We start from the raw sequence: 21,903 nt of genomic DNA on the forward strand, positions 1-21,903 counted from the left end.
CCCTAAGCTTACTTCACGGAATTCGCGACGCTGCGTCCGGCGTCCTTCGTTGCATCGACCACGCCTCCGACGTCCTTACCGACGCCGCGAATGGTGTTGCCGCATCCGCCGAGTGCGATGAGTGCGAAACCGAAAACGACAGCCGTGGAAATCTGCCTTGCCGACATGAGAACCCTTCCCGATGGAACAATATGACTGATCCGCGTCCATGGCACCGGCTTTGGACAAATGCAAGGCGGTTTGCCTTCCCCCGATCCGGCGATTAACCGGACTTTCAGCGATCGGCGCTAAACAGGGCGCCTGTGCATCGCCGGGAACCGGCTCCCGGATGACGGCGGCGGAAACATGTCATGCAAAAGTACCGGATGGTCCTGCGATAACGGCATGTGCTGAAAGAACGATAAAGCGGGGGGAGCGGACAATGGCAGGCATTGCGGAAGCGTTCGTCGCGTCATCTCATCTTTTGGAGGCGTCGAAGTGACCGAACGCTCGCCGACCGTTCTTCTTCTCACGGCCGGAGGCACGAACCCGGCCATTGTCGCGAACGCGCTCGCCACCCGGTTTCCCGGCCTGCAGGTGGTGATCGAGGCATCGGAATCGAAATGGGGCATCACCCGGCGTCGCGCCCGCCGCCTCGGCTGGCCGAATGCACTCGGTCAGCTTGCGACGATGATTGCCGCGCGGCTTCTCCGCCGGTTGGCCGCAAGACGCACCTCGGACCTCGTCGCATCGAGCGGCTACAGCGGCGAGTTTTCTTCGGCTATTCCCCAGCACGAGGTTTCCTCGATCAATGACGAGAGCTGCGTTGCACTGGTGCAGGCGCTCCAGCCCAAAGCCATCCTCCTGGTCAGCACGAGGCTGATGTCACCGGCGGTTCTCGCCGCCATGCCCTGCCCGGTTCTCAACCTGCATGCCGGCATCAATCCAGCCTATCGCGGCCAGATGGGCGGCTACTGGTCGCTGGTGGAAGGCGACCGGGGAAATTTCGGTGCGACCGTCCATCTGGTCGATGCCGGAACCGACACCGGCGGCACGCTTTATGAAGTCCGGACTTCGCCGCAAAAGGGCGATTTCATCTCGACTTATCCTCTCGTCCTGACGATTGCTGCGCTCGACATCACCCGACGCGCCGTCGAAGATGCGCTGGCAGGGCGGCTTGCCCCGTATCGGCCAGGCGGTCCATCGGCACTGCGCTTTCCGCCCGCCATCTGGGACTGGCTGCGTCACGGCCTCACGCGTGGCGTCTGGTAATTCGATGCGGCGTCGCTTTTTGCCATATGCGACGTCGTCAAAAGCGCAGTCCCTTGCCTGAGCCACGTGCATTCTGACGAAAAAGGGGAGTGAAGACATGGCCGACAGGATCGTTGTCTACTGGCGGGACATACCCGCCCAGGTCATCGTCAAGCAGGGCAGGAAAACGGCGAAACGGGAGTTGTCCCTGCGGTTTACCGAGGCGATCGACATGTGCGCCATGCGCACCGGCGCTGCCGAAACCGACGATTATCTCGCCGAATGGCGCAAGGGCGATCCGACCCCGGTCGGCGACGATCTCGAAGCGGAAGCAGAAAAGGCTGCGGCCGAGCTGGAGGCAGCCTATGACAAGGCCCGTCTCGTGGCTCTCGTGCATGCCGGAGGGCGCGACAATGGCTGAGGTGAAGCCGCTCAAGGGCAATGCCGCCCCCGCCGCCAAGGCCGCTTCCGGCGCCTATACGCCGGCAGGTGTGTCACCAAACCGCCGCGCCCGCCGTTCCTACACCATCCGCCTCTGGTCGGTGCGTCACTCGCGTTTCCTCGAATGGTTTTACGCGCGTTTCGCCAATGCCTTTCTCTTTCTCCACCCGCTCTGGAAGAAGCTCGGTTATGCCCGTGTCGAGCGGCCGGTGACCTTTGTCGAGCGCAATGTCAAGGGCCTGCTGTTCGACTGTCGCATGTGCGGCCAGTGCGTCCTGTCTTCGACGGGCATGTCCTGTCCCATGAACTGCCCGAAACAGCTCAGGAACGGCCCTTGCGGCGGCGTGCGCGCCAACGGCAATTGCGAGGTCGAGCCTGACATGCCCTGCGTCTGGGTTCAGGCCTGGGCCGGATCGCGCAACATGGTGCATGGAGACGCGATCATGAAGGTGCAGAAACCGGTGAACCAGTCGCTGCGCGAGACATCGTCATGGCTGCGCGTCACCGCCGAGGCCGCCGAAACCCGCGAAGCTCTTTCGAAGGATGCAAAGGCATGAGCCCCGATATCAACCCGCATGATCCCGGCGCGCCGCTCGATCCGCTTCCCGGTCACTCCTCCCGCGGTCGTCTCGAACGTGTCCTGCGCCGCGGCGAATTCGCTGTCACCGCCGAACTCAACCCGCCTGACAGCGCCAATCCGCAGGATGTCTACGAGCGCGCGGCCGTGTTCGACGGCTGGGTCGACGGTATCAACGCGGTGGACGCCTCCGGCGCCAACTGCCACATGTCCTCGGTCGGCATCTGCGCCCTGCTGACGCGCATGGGCTATGCCCCGATCATGCAGATCGCCTGCCGCGACAAGAACCGCATCGCTATCCAGGGCGACGTTCTCGGCGCGTCTGCCATGGGCGTGCAGAACATCATGTGCCTGACCGGCGACGGCGTGCAGGCCGGCGACCAGCCCGGCGCCAAGCCCGTCTTCGATCTCGACTGCATGTCGCTCCTGGAAACCGTGCGCACCATGCGCGACCAGTCGAAGTTCCTCTCCGGCCGCAAGCTTACCGCACCGCCGCAGGTCTTCCTCGGTGCCGCCATCAATCCGTTCGCACCGCCTTACGATTTCCGGCCGTACCGCCTCGCCAAGAAGATCGAGGCCGGTGCACAGTTCGTGCAGAGCCAGTACTGCTTCGACGTGCCGATGTTCCGCGAATACATGAAGAAGGTCCGCGATCTCGGCTTGCATGAGAAATGCTTCATCCTCGTCGGCGTCGGTCCGCTTGCTTCGGCCAAGACGGCCAAGTGGATCCGCTCCAATGTCCCCGGCATCCATATTCCCGATACTGTTATAAAGCGTCTGGAGGGTGCGGAGGACCAGAAGAAGGAAGGCAAGCAGCTCTGCATCGACATCATCAACGAGGTGAAGGAGATCGAGGGCATTTCCGGCGTCCATGTCATGGCCTATCGCCAGGAGGAATATGTCGCCGAGATCGTGCATGAATCGGGCGTTCTGAAGGGCCGCAAGCCGTGGAAGCGCGAAGCGAGCCCCGTCGATGCGCTCGTCGCCGAGCGCCTGGAGGCAATCCGCGAGGAAAGGCTTGAAGACCAGCAGCAGCTCGCAGAAAAGGCGGCCCATCATCCCCCTCACCATAGCCATTGAGCGCGGCGTTCGGCCACGCGCCGCCGCCCCGCCACCGACCTTGTAACCCATTTCCCGGCACGCTAGACCTCAGTGACGCGCGCCCGACCGGAGGACCGAAATGACCCGCACCATCGTTGCATCCGCAACCCGAGAAATCATCATCGGCTTCGACCAGCCCTTCTGCGTCATCGGCGAGCGCATCAATCCGACCGGCCGCAAGAAGCTTGCCGCGGAGATGATCGAGGGCAATTTCGACACCGTCATCAAGGATGCGCTGGAACAGGTCGCCGCCGGCGCCACCATGCTTGACGTCAACGCGGGCGTCACCGCCGTCAACCCGAACGAGACCGAGCCGCCGCTCCTCGTCAAAACCATGGAAATCGTCCAGGGCCTCGTCGACGTGCCGCTTTCGATCGACAGTTCCGTGACCGCTGCCATCGAGGCCGCACTCAAGGTCGCAAAGGGCCGTCCGCTCATCAATTCCGTCACCGGCGAGGAGGAAAAGCTCGAAGCCATCCTGCCGCTCTGCAAGAAATACGACGTGCCGGTCGTTGCGATCTCCAACGACGAGACCGGCATTTCGCAGGACCCTGACGTTCGCTTCGCTGTTGCAAAGAAGATCGTCGAGCGCGCCGCAGATTACGGTATCAAGCCGCATGACATCGTCGTCGACCCGCTGGTCATGCCGATCGGCGCCGTCGGTTCGGCCGGCCTTCAGGTCTTTGCCCTTCTGCGCCGCCTGCGCGATGAACTGAAGGTCAACACCACCTGCGGCCTGTCCAATATCTCCTTCGGCCTGCCGCATCGCCACGGCATCAACTCGGCCTTCATCCCGATGGTCATCGGCGCCGGCATGACGAGCGCGATCATGAACCCCTGCCGCCCGCAGGAGATGGAAATGGTCCGCGCTGCCAACGTCCTGAACGGCACCGATGAGAATTGCTACAACTGGATCAAGACCTACCGCGACTACAAGCCGGCCGAAGGCGGCCATGCGGCTCCCGCCGCGGCTCCGGCCGCCGCCTCGGGCGGAGGCGGTCGCCGCGGCGGCCGCGCCGCCCGCGTGGGTGGCGGTGCTGCCAGCGAGTAATGGTAGGCCTTCACCTGAGCCATATCCGATAAGATCACCCGCAGGCATCGCCTTCGGGTGATCTTTGGTTCTCGGCAAGCGGGAACGGACCACAGCAACAATCTGGATCGCGTTCCTTGACGACGCTGGAAAGATAGACATGACCGAAGCCTCCAAAGATCACCTCGTCCTCTTCATGCCGTCCGGCAAGCGTGGCCGGTTCCCTGCGGGAACCCCCGTGCTCGATGCCGCCCGCTCGCTCGGCGTCTATGTCGAGAGCGTCTGCGGTGGCCGTGCCACCTGCGGCCGCTGTCAGATCGAGGTGCAGGAGGGCAATTTCGCCAAGCACGGCATCGTGTCCTCCAACGCGCACATTTCGCCGATCGGCCCGAAGGAGGAGCGCTACGACCGCGTCCGGGGTCTCCCCGAGGGCCGCCGCCTCTCCTGTTCGGCCACCATCCAGGGCGACCTCGTGGTCGACGTGCCGCAGGATACGGTCGTCAATGCTCAGGTCGTTCGCAAGGCCGCGACCGACCGGGTCATCGAGCGCAACCCGGCCGTCCACCTCTGCTATGTCGAGGTCGACGAACCCGACATGCACAAGCCGCTCGGCGATCTCGATCGGCTCAAGGTCATGCTGGAAAAGGACTGGGGCTATTCCGACCTGCAGGTCGCGTCTTATCTTCTTCCCGAAATCCAGAAGATCCTGCGCAAGGGCAATTGGGCGGGGACCGCCGCAATCCACCGGGACAGCCCGACTTCGCGTCCGACCGTTATCGCGCTCTGGCCCGGCCTGCACAACGAGGCCTATGGCCTCGCCTGCGACATCGGCTCGACCACCATCGCCATGCATCTGGTGTCGCTGCTGTCAGGCCGCATCGTCGCCTCTTCGGGCGCATCCAACCCGCAGATCCGCTTCGGCGAGGATCTGATGAGCCGCGTCTCCTATGTGATGATGAACCCCGATGGCCGCGAGGCCATGACCAGGGCCGTGCGTCAGGCTATCAACGAACTCACAGACAAGGTCTGCGCGGAAGGCGGCGTGTCGCGCACCGACATCCTCGACAGCGTCTTCGTCGCCAACCCGATCATGCACCACCTCTTCCTCGGCATCGATCCGACCGAGCTTGGCCAGGCGCCCTTTGCGCTCGCCGTATCCGGCGCGGTCTCCTGCGAGGCGAAGGACATCGAGCTTGCCCTCAATCCGGGTGCCCGCACCTATCTCCTGCCCTGCATCGCCGGCCATGTCGGTGCGGATGCCGCAGGCGCGACGCTGGCCGAGGGGCCGCATCGGCAGGATCGCATGATGCTGCTCGTCGATGTCGGCACCAATGCCGAGATCGTCCTCGGCAACAGCAATCGCGTCGTCGCCGCCTCCTCGCCCACCGGTCCCGCTTTCGAAGGCGCGGAAATTTCCTGCGGCCAGCGCGCGGCCCCCGGCGCCATCGAGCGCGTCCGCATCGATCCGGCTACGCTTGAACCCCGCTTTAAGGTCATCGGTGTCGAGCAATGGTCGGACGAGCCGGGCTTTGCCGAGGGGGCCGAAAAGGTCGGGATCACCGGCATCTGCGGCTCGGCCATCATCGAGGTCGTCGCGGAAATGTATCTCTCCGGCGTCATCTCCGCCGATGGCGTGGTGGACGGTTCTCTTGCGGCCCGCAGCTCCCGCATCCTGCCGAACGGGCGCACCTTCTCCTACCTGCTGCATGATGGCGCGCAGAAGATCAGCGTGACGCAGAACGACGTGCGCGCTATCCAGCTTGCCAAGGCCGCGCTCTATGCCGGTATCAAACTCTTGATGGAAAAGCAGGAAGTGGTGACGGTCGACACGATCCGCTTCGCCGGCGCCTTCGGCTCCTTCATCGATCCGAAATACGCGATGGTGCTTGGTCTCATTCCGGATTGCGATCTGGCCGAGGTCAAGGCGGTCGGCAATGCCGCCGGAACCGGCGCCCTGATGGCGCTTCTCAACCGCGACCACCGGCGCGAGATCGAGGATACGGTCCGCCGGATCGAGAAGATCGAAACGGCGCTGGAGCCCCATTTCCAGCAATTGTTCGTCGATGCCATGGCCTTGCCGAACAAGGTCGACGCCTTCCCTCATCTCTCGACGGTGGTGACGCTGCCCGAGCCCAAGGCCCTTGCCGACGACGCCGGCGGCGAAGGCGGCGGGCGGCGGCGGCGCAGGAGCCGCGAGTAAGACACCCGAGAGGCGCTGATAGCTCCTGCGAGACGACGGTTGTCGGACGGGATCGACCGACAACCGTCGGGTCAGAACACCGATTTCAGACCGAGGCGCCCGGTATAACCCACCGACTCGTCGGTATAGACCGTGCCCTCGATCCCCCCGTAGATACTCATCGCTTCCTTGATCTGAACGTCGAACGAGGCGCCCAGTCGGAAACCGACGACGTTGCGTTGGGCAGAGTCGCTCAAGGTGAATTCCGAACCGTCCAGGGTAGCGGAGTAACCGTCATCGCCCATATTCTGCGTGTCGATAACAGCGCCGGTGAAGGTGAATGCCGCGGTCCGGCCGGATTCCAGCATTGTCTTGCGTGTAAGGTCCATCTGCAGACGGCCTTCGAGCGAATGGGTGTCGCGGGAATCGTAGCTGATGTTCTGCGACGAGCCGCTTTCCGTATAGTCCTCGTAGAAGGCGCCGACATAGCGCAGCCTTGCGCTGGGTGTAAGTGACCACTCCGGAGCGATGTCATAACTCCTGCTTACGGAGAATTCCGGCGAAACGTACCATCCCCAGAAGTCGCCTTCCGCCCATTCGCTGCCAGCGTTGACCGAGCGGCGCGTATCGTTGTCGATGGCGCCAATGGTCAGCGATGCGTTGAGCAGGAAGCCGTTGACGGGAGCGGCCCCATAAATCCCGACAAATCCAGTCTGGCCGTCGAGCGAGTTGCTGTTGTCGCTGAGGTCGGCATTGACCGCGCCCGCGCCGGCAAAAAGACCGAGGCGCGCATTGTCGAACTGCCTGTCCACACCGGCGATCAGGCCGTAGTGATAGATATCGCTCTCGAAGTTATCGGAGGTGCCGGGTTGATGCCGCCCGCCACCGAAGACGCGGGCCCAGAAGAGGTTGCCGGATCGGTCAAGGGCGACGCCGTCGCTGATCCGGGCGATGGCCTGCTGAGCCGGCGTGGCCTGCTTCGTCTCGCCGTAGGCAAGCGGCTCGGTTCCCGGGGCGCTGCCGGGAATCTCGTCGGGGCGCTGCAGGTCGAGCGCCAGAATGCTGCCGATCACGTCGGATACGGAATCGGTATATTGGCTTGCGATATTGGCGACCGGCGTGGCGCTCACCACGTTGATGGTCCCCGTCGTATCCGCATTGCTGAGCACCAGGACCTGTGAGGAATTGTTGAGGCTGATCGTGTTGGCCGCCGACAGATAGTTGGCGGCTGGAATACGGTAGCTGCCCGCTCCGAAGGTCGTGGTATTGCCCGTGGTGGCGTTATAGTCGACAACGCCTTCGAAAACGGAGCCCGGCAGGATATTCAGCGTATTGCCGCCGCTGCCGTAGAAAACCGAAGCCGTCCCGCCCCTGATCGTTCCGGACGATGTGATGCTGTTGCCGGACCCGTCGAGGTAAACGCCGTAGTTCGACGCCGAAATCGTGCCGGTGTTGGTGAGGCGCGCGCCGCGCAGGGTAACGCCGTCGCCTTCGAGAGCTGTAACCGTGCCGCTGTTCTCAATGGAGATCTGTCCGTCGCCGGTCACCGCATCGATACCGCTTTCACCGGTGATCTTGCCGCTGTTGACGATGGAGATATCGCCAAGATCGGCCTCGGCCGTCACGGCCGTGTCGTCGGGAGCATCGATCGTACCGGTATTGGTGATCGAAATGTCGCCGGAGTTTTCGGCATAGGCCTGTATGCCGAAATGCCCGGCACCGGCGTCGGTGATCGACGTGTCGTCATAGGCGCCCGCCCAACCGCTGTTCACGATCGTCACGTCGCCGTCGGTGCTCCAGGCCTGCAGGGCGATATCGTCCCTGGCCGTGACGCTGCCGGAATTGTAAAGCGACACGTCGCCCGAGGCAGACCATGCGACAAGCCCCTGTCGCGTGGCGGATGTCACCGTCCCGGTATTCGTTATGGTCGAAAGGCCGTGATAATTGATACTGCGTATGCCGGCGGTATAGGCATCCACCACCCCGTTGTTGACGATGGACACCAGCGCTGGCGACGCATCGCTGTCGTTGTAGCCCCCGTCCCCGTAAAGTCCCCGCTCCGTCGCCGACGTGACATGGCCGTTGTTGACGATCGAGACGCTCCCCTGGTTTGTCGTGACCGTGATGCCCGGACCCACGACGTTCGCGGTAACCGTTGCATCGTTTACGATCGAAATGTCGCCGGACACGTCGTTTCGCAGCCAGACCGCACCGAAGCCGCCCGCCGATGTGATGGACACGCCCTCGCCGAGATAGACGTTAAGCGTGTGGTCCGGCGCATGGGTTTGCGAATAAACCGCGCTGTAGCTCGGATTGTAGATCGTGGTGTTGCCGGTGATGGTGAGCGTCTGCTCCGTCGGCGTCACGGATGCGCTGGACGGTGCCAGTTCGACGCCGACCGTCGTTTCGTCACTGACTGTGAGTGAAGAAGTCCCCGCCCCGGCATATCCGCTGATGAACCCCGCATCGCAACGCGTGAGGCTGAATGTACCGGAAAAACTGCAACTTGCCTGCGCCTCGCCGTGTATCACCGGGACCATGGCCCCGAGCACGGAAAAGGCGAGAATAAAACCGGATCTGTACATGATGGCGGAGGGGAGCAGATTTTTTGGAAATACCATTTTTGATTCTCAAGTCAGCGACAGCGACAATGAATCAATTCTTAATATGCTCTCGTTGCACTAAACAATTGCTCCCCTCGATTGTTGAACAGGTATCGAGTGGATAGAAAGAGATATAATATGTTTTGTAATTCAATACGATAGATCGATTCCCTTGCACTTTCGGCGACCGCATCGCGTGTAACGCCCCAAAAAAGTCAAGATTGGGCTGCGCGGCGTAACAGGTGGTCCGGTCTCGGATCAGAAGGGCGCGGCGCAAGGAAATCCGGATTGAGGGCGATTTAGGCCGCCAATCCGATCATTTCCGAAAAGGCGAAACGCACGCTGTCGGCGACGGCGCCTATGGTGTCGCTCGTCTCCGCTCCGGTCAGCAGCCGGACTTCGAAGGAGCCGAGATCGGGCAGGCCGTGCTTGCTGCCGAGTGCCACCATGTCGTCGGTCAGATAGCTCCGCGGCAGGGGCGCCACGGCGAGATCGGCGATGACCGCGGCGCGCTGCGCCATCGTGTGGGCCGAGAGGTAGGCGATGCGATACTGGCGCTTTTCCTTTTCCAGCCGCGCCAGCGCGTCCGCGCGCCAGCAGCACCCGTCCTCCCAGATCGACACCGGCAGCGGATCGCGCAGATGCGCGGTGCCGCACTTGGCTCCCGCCCACACGAGTTGCTCGGTATGGATCACCTCGCCTTCATGGCTGACGATGCCCGGAGCGCAATTGATAAGCGTCAGGTCGAGCCTCTGCTCCTGCAGGCGGCGGCGCAGTTGGGAGGACGTATCCACCGTCAGATCGACCATGATCGCCGGGTAGACTTCGGCGAAACGGCGCAGGATCGTCGGCATGAAGCGTTCGCCGATGTCGTCGGGAGCGCCGAGACGAACGACCCCCTTCATCTCCGGCATGCGGAAACGGCCGACCGCCTCGTTCGAGAGGGCGAGCATCCGTCGGGCATAGGGCAATAGCGTCTCGCCGCTTTCCGTCAGCGTCACCGACCGTGCATCGCGCAGGAAGAGCGTCGCGTTCAACTGCTCTTCCAGTTTCTTGATCTGCATCGAAACGGCCGACGGGGTGCGAAACACCCTGTCTGCGGCGGTGGTGAAACTGCCCGTCTCCGCAATCGCCACGAATGTGCGCAGGATGTCGTTATCCAGCAGCGGCAGGGGTTGGCGAATTGTCAGGGTCATCGCGCAATCCTCAATATAATTGAACATGAAGACCATATCATTTCATTTGATTGATAGTCAACTCGCTCCCATATTTACCAGCAAGGGTTGGTAGCGAGGAGATGTCGATATGCTGATAGCCATCATTACGCGCCTGATTCATGCCACCGGAGCACAATCATTGGTGGTTTCCCTTTTGCAGGGAAGACAGCGTGCGAAGCTCGTACGCGAGATGGAGCAGCTTCCCCGCCGCCTTCAGCGCGATGTCGGCTGGCCGCCGCGGAAGAAACGGGCAGGCGACGTGTAGCAGAACTCGTATCATCAATATTCATGATGATACCGTTGAAAAACATTCGTTGGATTGATGATGCATTAAAGTGCAAAACCAGTGAGCCGGATGAGGCGCACACGAAAAGGAGAATGCTATGACTATGGTAATGGATGAGGCACGGTTTTCCCGGCGCTCGCGCCGGTCATGGGCAGCGGCCGGGATGTCGGCAGGTCTCGTTTCCGTGATTGCCGCCTGGCGCGAATGGCACCGGCGACGCGAGGAGGATCGCGCCCTCGAGGCGATGCCTTTCGATCTCAGGAAAGACCTCGGCTGGCCTGCCGGCGACACGGCGCGTCCGCGATCCCGTTAGTCACATTTGCGACAGGCCCATTGCCCCGGACATGCCGCCGATGACGGATGCGGGTGAAGGTTTTGCCTTGATCCCTGCGATCGCAGTCGAATTCCCGATGAATTTTCAGTCATCTGACGAAATTTCCCGGCCCGGGCGGAAATCTCCTTCCGCCCGGGCCGAACTTTGAAAAAAATGTCGCGTTTCTGATGTCCCGTCGGAAAAACCGCCGCTTTTCGTCACTATGATGTCGCATATCGGCAACCGGAAAGCGCCGTTCCACGCAAGGAATGGGAAAAAACGTGGGAACAATGGGCATCGACATGAACAAGCAGACCAAGAAGCGCTCGCTCGTCTTTTTTCTGGTACCGCATTTCACGCTTCTGCCTTTCGCAGGCGCGATTGAAACGCTGCGCATCGCCAACCGCATGCTCGGTTATTCCGCCTATGAATGGCGCCTTGCCTCGGTCGACGGGCAAAAGGTCTATTCGTCGAGCGGCATCGCCATGGAAGTCAATTCCTCGCTGGCCGACGAACGGCGCTTCCTCTCCGGCGAAAACCGCCCGAGCATGGCGATCGTCTGTTCCGGCATCTATGTCGAGGAATTCCACAACAAGTCGGTGAACGCCTGGCTGCGGGAAGCCTATAACCGCGGTTGCGCCGTCGGCAGCCTCTGTACCGGCGCCCATGTGCTGGCGCAGGCGGGGCTGCTCAACGGCAAACGCTGCGCCATCCACTGGGAGAACCTTCCCGGTTTCTCCGAGACCTTCCCGCAGGCGGAGGTCTATGCCGATCTCTATGAAGTCGACGGCAATCTCTACACCTGCGCCGGCGGCACGGCCTCGCTGGACATGATGCTGAACCTGATCGGCCAGGATTTCGGCGAGGGTCTCGTCAACCGCGTCTGCGAGCAGCACCTGACCGACCGCGTGCGCAGCGCCCATGACCGCCAGCGCCTGCCGCTGCGCGCCCGCCTCGGCGTACAGAACTCCAAGGTCCTGTCGATCATCGAGCTCATGGAAAACAATCTGTCGGAGCCGCTCTCCCTTCTGGAGATCGCCGATGATGCCGGCCTGTCGCGCCGTCAGATCGAGCGCCTGTTCCGCCAGGAGATGGGGCGCTCCCCCGCCCGCTACTATCTCGAGATCCGTCTCGACCGGGCCCGCCATCTGCTGGTCCAGTCGTCCATGCCGGTCGTCGAGGTGGCGGTCGCCTGCGGCTTCGTGTCCGCCTCGCACTTCTCCAAGTGTTATCGCGAACTCTACAACCGCTCCCCCCAGCAGGAACGCGCCGAGCGCAAGCTGACCATGTCCACCAATCGCACGGGCGTCGTCGTCTGACGCCGCAGCGCCGGCGGCGTCAAAGACCGCCGCCGGTAATCTCCTGGCCGTCAGGCGGCAGGATAACGGGATTTTCCGTCCCGATCCCGTCAACCACCGGCTGGGCGGTCGTGCCTTCGGCAATCGCCATCGGCCCCTGCGGCACGAGGATCTGCGGTGCGACCGGTTCCCTTGGCTCGGCGGACGGGGCCACGCCGAGTTCGGCGTCGATGTTGATGCCCTCGGCGGGAATGTCGTAAGCGCCTCCCGCCGGTGACGAAAGCGCTTCCGCGCCCGGCTCGGCTGGCGGCAATGCCATCCCCTCGCTCGACGTCATCTCCGTTTCGGCTGTCGCGCCACTGTCCAGGCCTGCGAGATTGGGCGTATCGAGATAGTCTATCGCCGCGCTGCCTTGGTTGCCGCGCACCGGTTCCGCCGCGTAAGCCACCGGCGATCCGGCGGGACCGAGCAGTTGCCTGCCGGCATCGACGTCCTCGACGCGGCCTTCGAGTTGCCGGTCGCTCGTGGCGGATCGCGTGGGATTGGCCGTAATGTCCTGGGGCGGCATGACGCGGTCGCCGGTGCACGAGGCAATGGCCGCGGCCGGCAGGAGGACCAACGCGGAACGTTGCAGAAAGGAAGACGCCATACCAAAATCCGTCTGCTTGAGCCTGAGACCGGCATGCACAGAGGATAGACGCGAGCCGTTAATGTTTCGTTTGGATTTTAGTCAATGGCGACCGGCTTTCGGCACGATTGCCGGAACCGATTCGGGAAATGGCGCTTCGGCGTCTCGAAGCCGCTGCAGCATTCCGGTCGGTTTTGGCGCTTGTGCAGCCCGCAGTCCCGTGCCTAGATCCGATGCATGTCAATCCTTGCGCATATGGGGGATCTTCCATGCCGGCTCCGCGTCTCGTCGCAGCTCTTGGCCTGCTCGTGTTCACTGCCCTGCCCGCCCTGTCCGCCGAGTGCGGAAGATGGAAGGCGGAGGTCTGGGACGTCGAGGGCGGCAGGGCGATGACCGCCCACGTCTGCGCCCCCGTGACGGACGGCGACCGGGAGGCGATGCTCTATCTGCAATGCGGCGAGCCGGGCATGCTGGCGCTGAGCTATGACGACGGCGGCCGGGGTGATCCGCCTGGCGGCAATCCCGAATGGAGCGGACCGGTCGTCATTTCCAGCGACGCCGGGAAACGCGAGGAAACCTTCGTCTACCAGGCCATGGACGGCACCCTTTTTCTCCCCTTGCCGCAGGACGGCCCGGTTCTCGCCATGGTGAAGAGCGGTTCTTCGATCACGCTCGCCCCACGCGAACCCGCGTTCGGGACGCGGACCTTCACGCTCTCCGGCTCCTCTGCGGCGCTGGCGAAGCTCGCCTCGACCTGCCGGAAGAACTGATGTTCCGGAAAAACGAAAACCGCCGGCAGGGCCTCCCGCCGGCGGTCGATATCGGTCAGGCGTGTCAGGCTGCCTGACGCCGTCCTGTTCCTTCCGCACCCACCCGCAACCGTGACAGCAGTTCGCGCAGATGCCGGCTTTCCTCCGCCAGCGTCTGGCCGGCCGCCGAGGTCTCCTCGACCATGGCGGCGTTCTGCTGCGTCATCTGGTCCATATGGTTGACGGACGTGTTGATCTCCTGCAGCCCTGTCGCCTGTTCACGTGCCGCGGTCGCGATCGAAGCGACGTGGTCGTTGACCTCGTTGACCAGTTTCTCGATCTCGACCAGTGCTTCCCCGGTGGAGCGGACCAGCGTAACACCGTTCCCGACCTCGGCCGCCGAGTCGTGGATCAGCGTCTTGATCTCCTTCGCCGCATTGGCGGAACGCTGGGCAAGCTCCCGCACTTCCTGGGCGACGACCGCAAAGCCGCGGCCGGCTTCTCCGGCCCGGGCCGCCTCGACCCCGGCGTTGAGCGCCAGGAGGTTGGTCTGGAAGGCGATTTCGTCGATCACCGAGATGATCTGGTTGATCCGGTTGGACGAAGCCTCGATCCGCCCCATGGCATCGACGGCATTGCGCACGATCTCGCCGGAGCGGTTGGCGCTGAGCTTGGTTTCGCTCACCTTGTCGCGCGCCTCTGCGGCGCGTTCGGATGCGGTCCGGACGGTTGCCGTGATTTCGTCGAGCGCGGCGGCGGTCTCCTCCAGCGCGGCTGCCTGCTGCTCGGTCCGGCGCGACAGGTTGTTGGTTGCCTCGCTGATACCGCCCGCGTTCTCGCTGACGATGTCGCTGGTGTGGTTGATGGCGGAGATGACGCCGTTCAGCGCCGAGACCGCCCGGTTGAAGTCCTGCCGCAGCTTTTCGTAGTCAGCTCCGATATTGCCGACCTGCACCGTCAGGTCGCCTTCCGCTAGGCGTTCGAGAGCCGTGCCGATTTCGCCGATGGCGAGGTTCTGCCGGTCCGAGGCGCTGCGCAGCACGTTTTCGTTGTTCTGGCGCTCGGAATCCAGGTGAGCCTGCTGTTCTGCTTCCCGTTCGCGCAACTGAATACGTTCCCGAACGGATTCGCGAAGCACCAGCAGGGTGTCTGCCATGCCGCCGATCTCGTCCCTGCGGCCGGCATCGACGATCTCCGTGTCCACCCGTTCCTCGGCGATGTCGGCCATGGCCGCCTTCAGGCGGTTTACCGGCTTCACGACGCTGCGCACCACGGCATAGGCGCTTGCGACGACGATGACGACGCTTGCCAGGATAATGGCGCCGAACCACATGGCGTTCTTGTAGAACATCGCCTGCAGATCGTCCGCATAGACGCCCGTTCCGACGATCCAGCCCCAGGGAGCGAAGCCGACGACATGCGAGAATTTCTCGACCGGCGCCTCGGCACCGGGTTTCGGCCAGTAGTAATCGACATAACCCTCGCCCTTTTCCTTCACGATGCGGGCGAACTCGACAAAGATGCGCTTGCCGTTCGGATCCTGCATCGAGGACAGGTCCTTGCCGTTCAGTTCGGGCTTGATCGGATGCAGGACCATTCTGGCATCCGTGTCGTTGATCCACAGATAGCCATCCTTGCCGTAGCGCATCGCGCCGATCACCTCCTTGGCCTTGGCCTGGGCTTCGTCGCGGCTGAGTGTGCCGGCCTCCTCCATCTTGTGATACTTTGCAAACACGGCCAGAGCCGTCTGGTCGATCGACGCAAGTCCCGCGCGCCGCTCCGCCGCCAGCGTCTCGTAAGAGCGGAAAAGGCTGAATGTCAGCGTCGCGACGAGCACGCCAAGCGCCAGCGCCACAAGCAAATAGAGTCTGATGGAAATACCGAAATTTCTCATTGAAACGTCCCCCGAAAATGTATCGGAGATCGTTTCATCGTCAAATTACGAAATCTGTAAATTGGAATATGTGAATATTTGTAGGCAATAAATCATAGTCGCGGCGAGCGGTCGCTCTTCCATTGTATGGCGCCAGCATATCTCCTAGCCTGTATCCGTGACGATTCCGCCGGGCGTCCCTCGCCCCCGGACTATATGCAAGACAGGAAAGCGAAAGATGAGCGGCGAAGCCAGGCCCACCGGCGAATTGACCTTGCGAACCCTTGCCATGCCGGCGGACGCCAACGCGGCCGGGGATATTTTCGGCGGCTGGGTCATGGCGCAGATGGACCTTGCCTCGGGCATCCGTGCGGCCGAGCGCGCGCACGGCCGCGTGGTCACTGCCGCAGTCCGGGAAATGGCCTTCGCGCTGCCGGTCAAGATTGGCGACACCCTGTGCATCTATACCGACGTGACGAAGGTCGGACGCACGTCCATGACGCTTTCCGTCGAGGCCTGGGCGCAGCGCTATCTCACGCACACGCTTGAAAAGGTCACCGAGGCGACCTTCGTAATGGTCGCGCTCGATGGCGAAGGAAAACCGACACCCGTTCCGCCGGCCTGACCCGGAATCGGACGAAGCGCGGAGCCCGCAGCATCACAGCTCAGGCGCGGAAAATCAGGGCTGCACCGACCGCAATCAGCGCGAAGCCGAAAAAGTGGTTGATGGTGAGCGATTCCTTCAGCCAGAAGACCGAAAATCCGGAAAAGACCAGCAGTGTGATGACTTCCTGAATGGTCTTCAACTGCGCGGCCGAATAGATCTGCGCGCCGATCCGGTTTGCCGGAACCGCCAGGCAATATTCGAAGAAGGCGATCCCCCAGCTGATGAGGATGGCGCCAATCAGCGCCGAACTGCGGAACTTGAGGTGTCCGTACCAGGCGAAGGTCATGAAGACGTTGGAGAGAGACAGCAGCACGATTGGCCAGACGGCGGCCGGATTGACGAATGACATGGAGTGACCCTGCAGAAGATGCGGTTGGTTTGACTGTCGCGTTCGTGGGAGAATCGAAGACGCGACGGTTTGCATGAGACATGCAGCAATATGACAGTACGTCCAGTCTCGGTGATCCCGAGCGTTGTTCGTACCTACCCTAAAATTCGGTAGCGTACAAAAAAGGTCCCTTTGCGATCAATCGATTACCCCAAAAATGGGGTGGGCGGCCGTTAAATGAATCTTATCGGAATCGTGTCAGGATCATGGCCGGTTCTGATATTCAACGACTTTTTTGTTCATTTTCATTTTTCAACCGGATTGCCGCATTGACCCAGAACGCCAAGCCGATTGCTGCGAAGTTTCTGCCGGAGATCCGCAAGGCTCAGGCAACACACCTTGTTGAAGGACTGCCGGCCACCCTCTCGTTTAATGCCCTGATCTCGGCCTCGACAGCCGTCCTTGCCTTTATTGCCCACGGTGCCTCGCTCTCCGTATCCCTCTGGTTCGCCGTCCTGCTGGGTACGCTGGCCCTCCGTCTCGTTGCATGCCGTAGGCTCCTGCGCTTTCACTGGATCGAGACCCGGCCCGAGTATGCCCTGCGGGTGCTCGTCGGGGGAGCGTTTCTTTCGGGTCTTGCCTGGGCGGCCCTTCCCTACTGCGTTCCGGGTTTCGATCTCTCCAATATCGGCGGATTGCTCATTCTCGTGATGATCGGCATTTCCGCCGGCTCGATTCTGCGCGGCATTGGCGACACCCGTGTGGCACTCACCTTCTCGCTTCCGATTCACCTCTCGATTCTCCTGGCCCTGCTCAACATTGGCGGCATCTTTTCCGCCCTCATGACCATCAACGTCCTCGGAATGATGCTGGTGATGATCCGCTCCAGCCGGTCGGCCGAGGCCGTCTTCATCAGCAATATTGTGAGCAAGCTCGAAGCGACGGAACTGGCCCAATCGCTCGCCATCGCCAATGACGAGATCCTGCAGCAGAACGCCCGTCTTGAGACGCTTGCAAATCGCGACACCACGACGGGTCTCGCCAATCGCATGTATTTCAACGGCCGGCTGCTCGGCGATATCGCCGAAGCCTCGGTAAAGGGAGGCGAGGTTGCGCTGCTGATCGTTGATCTCGACCGCTTCAAGTCCATCAACGACACGCTGGGCCATAGCGCCGGCGATGCGGTGCTGCGCGAGGTCGGTCGCCGCCTCAGCGAGATAGTCGGCAATGACGGACTGATCGCCCGCCTCGGCGGCGACGAATTCGCGGTCGTCACCACAGGCCCTGACGCTTGTGATCGGGCCCTCGCCCATGCCGGTCGGCTGATCGAGGCGAGCGGTGCGCCGATCGCCTATGGCGGTGCGCAGTCTGTCGTCGGGCTCAGCATGGGACTGGCCGCCTTTCCCACCCATGCGCAGAGCGCTGAGGAACTTCTCGCCTGCGCCGACATGGCTGTCTACGAGGCCAAGGCCAAGGGCCGCCGCCAGCTTCAGGAATTCGATCCCGGCCTGAAGGAACAGGCCGACCGGCTGCGGCTGATCGAGCAGGATCTCGAACAGGCCATTCTTTCCGGTCACATCGAGGTCTGGTTCCAGCCCCAGGTGCGGCTGGACAGCGGCGAAATCTCGGGCTTCGAGGCATTGGTGCGCTGGTATCACCCCCATATCGGCTTCATTTCTCCGCCGGAGATCATCTCCGCGGCCCAGTCCATGCACTTGGCCGAGAAGCTGACAGGCCATATCGCCGCCGCCGTATGCCGCATGCTCAACCGCCTTCCGGGACTGGGATTGCCGGACGCCACCGTCGCCCTCAACATTTCGCCGCGTGAATTCGCCCTCTATTCGGTCGCCGATATGCTGGAACTGGTCACATGCCAGCATGGCATCAACCCGGCCCGTCTGGAAATCGAGATCACCGAAGAGGCGATCCTCGACACCGAGGGAGCCGGCGAGCAGCTGAAGCGGCTGGAAACGGCCGGATACAAGCTTGCGGTCGATGATTTCGGCATGGGCCATTCCTCCCTCGCCTATCTCATCAGCCTGAAGATCGACCGGCTCAAGATCGACCGCAGCTTCGCCAGGGGCGTTGCCGGCTCCCGCGCCAATCAGGATCTCATCGCCGCCCTTGTCGGCCTTGGCTCTGCCCTGTCGCTCGACATCGTCATCGAGGGCGTCGAGACGGAGGAGGATGCCGCGATCCTCGGCATGCTCGGCTGCCGCATCGCCCAGGGCTATCACTTTGCCCGGCCGATGCCGGTGGAAAGCCTGCTCGGCTGGATTGCCGGCCACCGCGAACAGACCGCCGCCCGCAAGGCCGTCGCGTGAGTGTTCGATAGGACCGGTCTTCCCGCTGCCCGAGGGTTTTACCGCCGGCTCCCTCCTGCCAGCGTCGTGTCAGTTGCCCGACTGGACGTTGCTTTTTTGTTCCGGTTTTTCGGCCGCGCCCCCTTTCCTTTGCGGAACGGATTCTCCATATTCGCGGCATGGCCAGATCACCGAAGAATTCCCCGTCCCCTTCCGGTTTTGAAGAGGCGCCGCAGGCGTCGTTCGAGGGCGCTCCGCTTTCCGGCAGCGTTTCCGACTGGGTAAAGCAGCTCGAGGCCGAGGCGGAAGCCTCGACCGTCGAAAGCCAGCGCGAGATTGCCTCCAAGGCGGGCAAGCACCGCAAGAAGATCGAGATCGAGGCGCGCAAGCACGCCGAGAAAGTGGCGCTGGAGAAAACCCAGAAGACCGCCAGGAACACCACCGCGACGAAAACCTCCCGCGGCGTCTCCATCGGCGCCTCCTCCGACCCGAAGACCCGCGCCGCCGCCGGCCTCAATCCGGTTGCGGGCCTCGACGTTTCGCTGGAAGAGGCAGGCGCTTTGGCCAAGGGCGGCGTCACGGCCACCGTCGATGCTCTGGCAAAGCTGATCGAAAGCGGCAATCCGCTGTTCAAGCACGGCGAGATCTGGACGCCTCACCGTCCCGCGCGGCCGGAAAAGTCGGAAGGCGGAATCGCCATCCGCATGGTCTCCGACTACGCGCCGGCCGGCGACCAGCCGACGGCCATCCGCGACCTCGTCTCCGGCATCAAGGACGGCGAGCGTTCCCAGGTTCTGCTCGGCGTCACCGGCTCGGGCAAGACCTTCACCATGGCCAAGGTGATCGAGGAGACCCAGCGGCCGGCGGTGATCCTCGCACCCAACAAGACGCTGGCGGCCCAGCTCTATTCGGAGTTCAAGAACTTCTTCCCCGACAACGCGGTCGAGTATTTCGTCTCCTACTACGACTACTACCAGCCCGAGGCCTATGTGCCGCGCTCGGACACCTATATCGAGAAGGAATCGTCGATCAACGAGCAGATCGACCGGATGCGCCACGCCGCCACCCGCGCCATCCTCGAGCGCGACGACTGCATCATCGTCGCCTCGGTCTCCTGCATCTACGGTATCGGCTCGGTCGAAACCTATACCGCCATGACCTTCCAGATGACCGTCGGCGACCGGCTCGACCAGCGCCAGCTTCTCGCCGACCTCGTGGCCCAGCAGTACAAGCGGCAGGACATCAACTTCACCCGCGGCTCCTTCCGGGTGCGCGGCGATACCATCGAGATCTTCCCGGCTCACCTTGAGGATGCCGCCTGGCGCATCTCGATGTTCGGCGACGAGATCGAGACGATCACCGAGTTCGACCCGCTGACCGGCAAGAAGACCGGTGACATGAAGTCGGTGAAGATCTACGCCAACTCGCACTACGTCACCCCCCGCCCGACGCTGAACGGCGCTATCAAGGCGATCAAGGACGAGTTGAAGCAGCGCCTTGCCGAGCTGGAAAAGGCCGGCCGCCTGCTGGAGGCCCAGCGCCTCGAACAGCGCACCCGCTACGACGTCGAAATGCTCGAGGCCACGGGCTCCTGCGCCGGCATCGAGAACTATTCGCGCTACTTGACCGGCCGCAAGCCGGGCGAACCGCCGCCGACGCTGTTCGAATACATTCCCGATAACGCCCTGATCTTCATCGACGAGAGCCACGTTACCATTCCGCAGATCGGCGGCATGTATCGCGGCGACTTCCGCCGCAAGGCGACGCTGGCCGAATACGGCTTCCGCCTGCCGTCGTGCATGGACAACCGGCCGCTGCGCTTCGAGGAATGGGATGCGATGCGCCCGCAGACCGTCGCCGTCTCCGCCACCCCCGGCGGCTGGGAAATGGAACAGGCCGGCGGCGTCTTCGCCGAACAGGTCATCCGCCCGACCGGCCTGATCGATCCGCCGGTCGAGGTCCGCTCGGCCAAGACCCAGGTCGACGACGTGCTCGGCGAGATCCGTGAGACGGCGCTCAAGGGGTACCGCACCCTCGTCACCGTGCTCACCAAGCGCATGGCGGAAGACCTCACCGAATACCTGCATGAACAGGGCGTCCGCGTCCGCTACATGCACTCGGACATCGATACGCTGGAGCGCATCGAGATCATCCGCGATCTTCGCCTCGGCGCCTTCGACGTGCTGGTCGGCATCAACCTGCTGCGCGAAGGTCTCGACATTCCCGAATGCGGCTTCGTCGCCATCCTCGATGCCGACAAGGAAGGCTTCCTGCGTTCGGAAACCTCGCTCATCCAGACCATCGGCCGCGCCGCGCGAAACGTCGACGGCAAGGTCATCCTCTATGCCGACCAGATCACCGGCTCGATGAAGCGGGCGATGGACGAGACCGCCCGCCGCCGCGAAAAGCAGATGGCCTACAACACCGAACACGGCATCACGCCGGAATCGGTCAAGGCGAAGATTTCCGACATCCTCGACAGCGTCTATGAACGCGACCATGTCCGCGCCGACATCTCCGGCGTCGCCGGCAAGGGTTTTGCCGATGGCGGCCATCTGGTGGGCGCCAACCTGCAGGCCCATCTCAACGCGCTGGAAAAACAGATGCGCGATGCCGCCGCCGATCTCGACTTCGAAAAGGCCGCCCGCCTGCGCGACGAGATCAAACGCCTCAAGGCCGTCGAACTCGCCGCCATGGACGATCCCCTGTCCCGCGAAGAAGCCCAGGCCCAGGAAAGGGGCACCGGCAAGCCGAAGGGCAGCGCCTCCACTCGCTCCCTCGAAGCCGGCGATCCCGCACAGGATGATGCGACGGATGCCGCAAACGCGACGAACTCCCTCCCCCCTGTGGGGAGGGTTGGGGAGGCGAAACCCGACGAACCCCGCATCTCCCTCTCCGGCCGCTCGAAAACCGGCAGACCGGAAGGCCGGGGTTCGTCCTACTTCGAAAAGCCCTCGCTCGACGACATGGGCCCGGGCACCGACATGGCCATCCCCGCCGGCAAGTCCTTGTTCCGAAAAAACACTCTCGACGAAATGACGTAAGCGGCAAGCTGAGGCCGTTCAGCGCGTGTAATTCCA

18 protein-coding genes and 1 pseudogene are annotated in these 21,903 nt (G+C 62.8%); 13 read left to right on the top strand and 6 right to left on the bottom strand.

All coding sequences use genetic code 11. The features are described from left to right. Positions 1-8: 8 nt before the first annotated feature. On the bottom strand, positions 9-167 hold the full coding sequence (locus J5N58_RS08490) for an entericidin domain-containing protein (protein ID WP_112831405.1): 159 nt from the start codon (positions 165-167) through the stop codon (positions 9-11). Between the two features lie 310 nt (positions 168-477). Between J5N58_RS08490 and J5N58_RS08495 the strand changes: the two genes are divergently transcribed. From J5N58_RS08495 to J5N58_RS08520, 6 genes are all read left to right on the top strand, one after another. After that, positions 478-1,251 carry a formyl transferase gene (locus tag J5N58_RS08495; protein WP_244710451.1) on the top strand — a complete coding sequence of 258 codons (774 nt, stop codon included), beginning with the start codon at positions 478-480 and terminating at the stop codon, positions 1,249-1,251. Between the two features lie 97 nt (positions 1,252-1,348). Then, positions 1,349-1,651, top strand: coding sequence for a virulence factor (locus J5N58_RS08500; RefSeq protein WP_112831403.1), 303 nt, complete (start codon positions 1,349-1,351; stop codon positions 1,649-1,651). Next, positions 1,644-2,228 (top strand): methylenetetrahydrofolate reductase C-terminal domain-containing protein, encoded by a 585-nt coding sequence (locus tag J5N58_RS08505; protein ID WP_112831402.1) that lies wholly within the window; start codon positions 1,644-1,646, stop codon positions 2,226-2,228. Before J5N58_RS08500 ends, J5N58_RS08505 begins: the two co-directional genes overlap by 8 nt. Further along, on the top strand, positions 2,225-3,328 hold the full coding sequence (locus tag J5N58_RS08510; RefSeq protein ID WP_244710453.1) for a methylenetetrahydrofolate reductase: 1,104 nt from the start codon (positions 2,225-2,227) through the stop codon (positions 3,326-3,328). Before J5N58_RS08505 ends, J5N58_RS08510 begins: the two co-directional genes overlap by 4 nt. A 100-nt stretch (positions 3,329-3,428) precedes the next feature. Beyond that, on the top strand, positions 3,429-4,400 hold the full coding sequence (locus tag J5N58_RS08515) for a methyltetrahydrofolate cobalamin methyltransferase (protein ID WP_112831400.1): 972 nt from the start codon (positions 3,429-3,431) through the stop codon (positions 4,398-4,400). Between the two features lie 139 nt (positions 4,401-4,539). After that, the gene (locus J5N58_RS08520; protein ID WP_244710455.1) at positions 4,540-6,579 is read left to right on the top strand and encodes an ASKHA domain-containing protein; all 2,040 of its coding nucleotides are present in this window, start codon (positions 4,540-4,542) and stop codon (positions 6,577-6,579) included. A gap of 71 nt (positions 6,580-6,650) precedes the next feature. Here J5N58_RS08520 and J5N58_RS08525 read toward each other — a convergent pair whose 3' ends face one another. Both J5N58_RS08525 and J5N58_RS08530 read right to left on the bottom strand, forming a co-directional pair. Continuing rightward, positions 6,651-9,179: an autotransporter family protein gene (locus tag J5N58_RS08525; RefSeq protein WP_112831398.1), complete on the bottom strand. Its 2,529-nt coding sequence runs from the start codon at positions 9,177-9,179 to the stop codon at positions 6,651-6,653. 281 nt (positions 9,180-9,460) lie between these two features. Beyond that, positions 9,461-10,357 (bottom strand): LysR family transcriptional regulator, encoded by an 897-nt coding sequence (locus J5N58_RS08530; RefSeq protein WP_113425852.1) that lies wholly within the window; start codon positions 10,355-10,357, stop codon positions 9,461-9,463. A gap of 109 nt (positions 10,358-10,466) precedes the next feature. On the opposite strand from J5N58_RS08530, the gene J5N58_RS08535 reads away from it, so the two are divergent. The 3 genes from J5N58_RS08535 (at position 10,467) to J5N58_RS08545 (ending at position 12,296) form a co-directional block, all read left to right on the top strand. Beyond that, a complete protein-coding gene (locus tag J5N58_RS08535; protein ID WP_162757615.1) occupies positions 10,467-10,643 on the top strand; it encodes a hypothetical protein in 177 nt (58 codons plus the stop codon). 118 nt (positions 10,644-10,761) lie between these two features. Next, the gene (locus J5N58_RS08540; RefSeq protein ID WP_162708382.1) at positions 10,762-10,977 is read left to right on the top strand and encodes a hypothetical protein; all 216 of its coding nucleotides are present in this window, start codon (positions 10,762-10,764) and stop codon (positions 10,975-10,977) included. A 302-nt stretch (positions 10,978-11,279) separates the two neighbouring features. Next, entirely contained in the window at positions 11,280-12,296 is a 1,017-nt protein-coding gene (locus tag J5N58_RS08545; RefSeq protein WP_414901415.1) for a GlxA family transcriptional regulator, read from the top strand. Positions 12,297-12,315: 19 nt separating this feature from the next. On the opposite strand, the gene J5N58_RS08550 is transcribed toward J5N58_RS08545, so the two are convergent. Further along, positions 12,316-12,924 carry a hypothetical protein gene (locus J5N58_RS08550; protein ID WP_244710457.1) on the bottom strand — a complete coding sequence of 203 codons (609 nt, stop codon included), beginning with the start codon at positions 12,922-12,924 and terminating at the stop codon, positions 12,316-12,318. 248 nt (positions 12,925-13,172) lie between these two features. Between J5N58_RS08550 and J5N58_RS08555 the strand changes: the two genes are divergently transcribed. Then, positions 13,173-13,673, top strand: coding sequence for a hypothetical protein (locus J5N58_RS08555; protein WP_112831394.1), 501 nt, complete (start codon positions 13,173-13,175; stop codon positions 13,671-13,673). A 64-nt stretch (positions 13,674-13,737) separates the two neighbouring features. Here the strand turns inward: J5N58_RS08555 and J5N58_RS08560 are convergent, their stop codons facing one another. Next, positions 13,738-15,546, bottom strand: a complete 1,809-nt coding sequence (locus J5N58_RS08560; RefSeq protein ID WP_112831393.1) for a methyl-accepting chemotaxis protein — start codon at positions 15,544-15,546, stop codon at positions 13,738-13,740. A gap of 217 nt (positions 15,547-15,763) precedes the next feature. Between J5N58_RS08560 and J5N58_RS08565 the strand changes: the two genes are divergently transcribed. Continuing rightward, positions 15,764-16,150: an acyl-CoA thioesterase gene (locus tag J5N58_RS08565; protein WP_112831392.1), complete on the top strand. Its 387-nt coding sequence runs from the start codon at positions 15,764-15,766 to the stop codon at positions 16,148-16,150. Positions 16,151-16,190: 40 nt separating this feature from the next. On the opposite strand, the gene J5N58_RS08570 is transcribed toward J5N58_RS08565, so the two are convergent. Beyond that, positions 16,191-16,541 carry a DMT family protein gene (locus tag J5N58_RS08570; RefSeq protein WP_112831391.1) on the bottom strand — a complete coding sequence of 117 codons (351 nt, stop codon included), beginning with the start codon at positions 16,539-16,541 and terminating at the stop codon, positions 16,191-16,193. Between the two features lie 308 nt (positions 16,542-16,849). On the opposite strand from J5N58_RS08570, the gene J5N58_RS08575 reads away from it, so the two are divergent. Beyond that, a complete protein-coding gene (locus J5N58_RS08575) occupies positions 16,850-18,844 on the top strand; it encodes a putative bifunctional diguanylate cyclase/phosphodiesterase (RefSeq protein WP_244710459.1) in 1,995 nt (664 codons plus the stop codon). A 158-nt stretch (positions 18,845-19,002) separates the two neighbouring features. Continuing rightward, positions 19,003-21,864, top strand: a pseudogene (gene uvrB, locus J5N58_RS08580) (excinuclease ABC subunit UvrB); the annotation flags it as partial. Between the last annotated feature and the right edge of the window lie 39 nt (positions 21,865-21,903).

The sequence above is a fragment of the Paenirhizobium cremeum genome (assembly GCF_022884085.1).
In the GTDB taxonomy this organism is placed as follows: Bacteria; Pseudomonadota; Alphaproteobacteria; order Rhizobiales; family Rhizobiaceae; genus Allorhizobium; species Allorhizobium cremeum.

Excerpts from the sequence above, each read along its gene's own strand:
- J5N58_RS08490 (WP_112831405.1), bottom strand. The coding sequence starts at position 167 with ATGTCGGCAAGGCAGATTTCCACGGCTGTCGTTTTCGGTTTCGCACTC.
- J5N58_RS08500 (WP_112831403.1), top strand. The coding sequence starts at position 1,349 with ATGGCCGACAGGATCGTTGTCTACTGGCGGGACATACCCGCCCAGGTC.
- J5N58_RS08505 (WP_112831402.1), top strand. The coding sequence starts at position 1,644 with ATGGCTGAGGTGAAGCCGCTCAAGGGCAATGCCGCCCCCGCCGCCAAG.
- J5N58_RS08510 (WP_244710453.1), top strand. The coding sequence starts at position 2,225 with ATGAGCCCCGATATCAACCCGCATGATCCCGGCGCGCCGCTCGATCCG.
- J5N58_RS08515 (WP_112831400.1), top strand. The coding sequence starts at position 3,429 with ATGACCCGCACCATCGTTGCATCCGCAACCCGAGAAATCATCATCGGC.
- J5N58_RS08520 (WP_244710455.1), top strand. The coding sequence starts at position 4,540 with ATGACCGAAGCCTCCAAAGATCACCTCGTCCTCTTCATGCCGTCCGGC.
- J5N58_RS08525 (WP_112831398.1), bottom strand. The coding sequence starts at position 9,179 with ATGGTATTTCCAAAAAATCTGCTCCCCTCCGCCATCATGTACAGATCC.
- J5N58_RS08530 (WP_113425852.1), bottom strand. The coding sequence starts at position 10,357 with ATGACCCTGACAATTCGCCAACCCCTGCCGCTGCTGGATAACGACATC.
- J5N58_RS08535 (WP_162757615.1), top strand. The coding sequence starts at position 10,467 with ATGCTGATAGCCATCATTACGCGCCTGATTCATGCCACCGGAGCACAA.
- J5N58_RS08540 (WP_162708382.1), top strand. The coding sequence starts at position 10,762 with ATGACTATGGTAATGGATGAGGCACGGTTTTCCCGGCGCTCGCGCCGG.
- J5N58_RS08545 (WP_414901415.1), top strand. The coding sequence starts at position 11,280 with ATGAACAAGCAGACCAAGAAGCGCTCGCTCGTCTTTTTTCTGGTACCG.
- J5N58_RS08550 (WP_244710457.1), bottom strand. The coding sequence starts at position 12,924 with ATGGCGTCTTCCTTTCTGCAACGTTCCGCGTTGGTCCTCCTGCCGGCC.
- J5N58_RS08555 (WP_112831394.1), top strand. The coding sequence starts at position 13,173 with ATGCCGGCTCCGCGTCTCGTCGCAGCTCTTGGCCTGCTCGTGTTCACT.
- J5N58_RS08560 (WP_112831393.1), bottom strand. The coding sequence starts at position 15,546 with ATGAGAAATTTCGGTATTTCCATCAGACTCTATTTGCTTGTGGCGCTG.
- J5N58_RS08565 (WP_112831392.1), top strand. The coding sequence starts at position 15,764 with ATGAGCGGCGAAGCCAGGCCCACCGGCGAATTGACCTTGCGAACCCTT.
- J5N58_RS08570 (WP_112831391.1), bottom strand. The coding sequence starts at position 16,541 with ATGTCATTCGTCAATCCGGCCGCCGTCTGGCCAATCGTGCTGCTGTCT.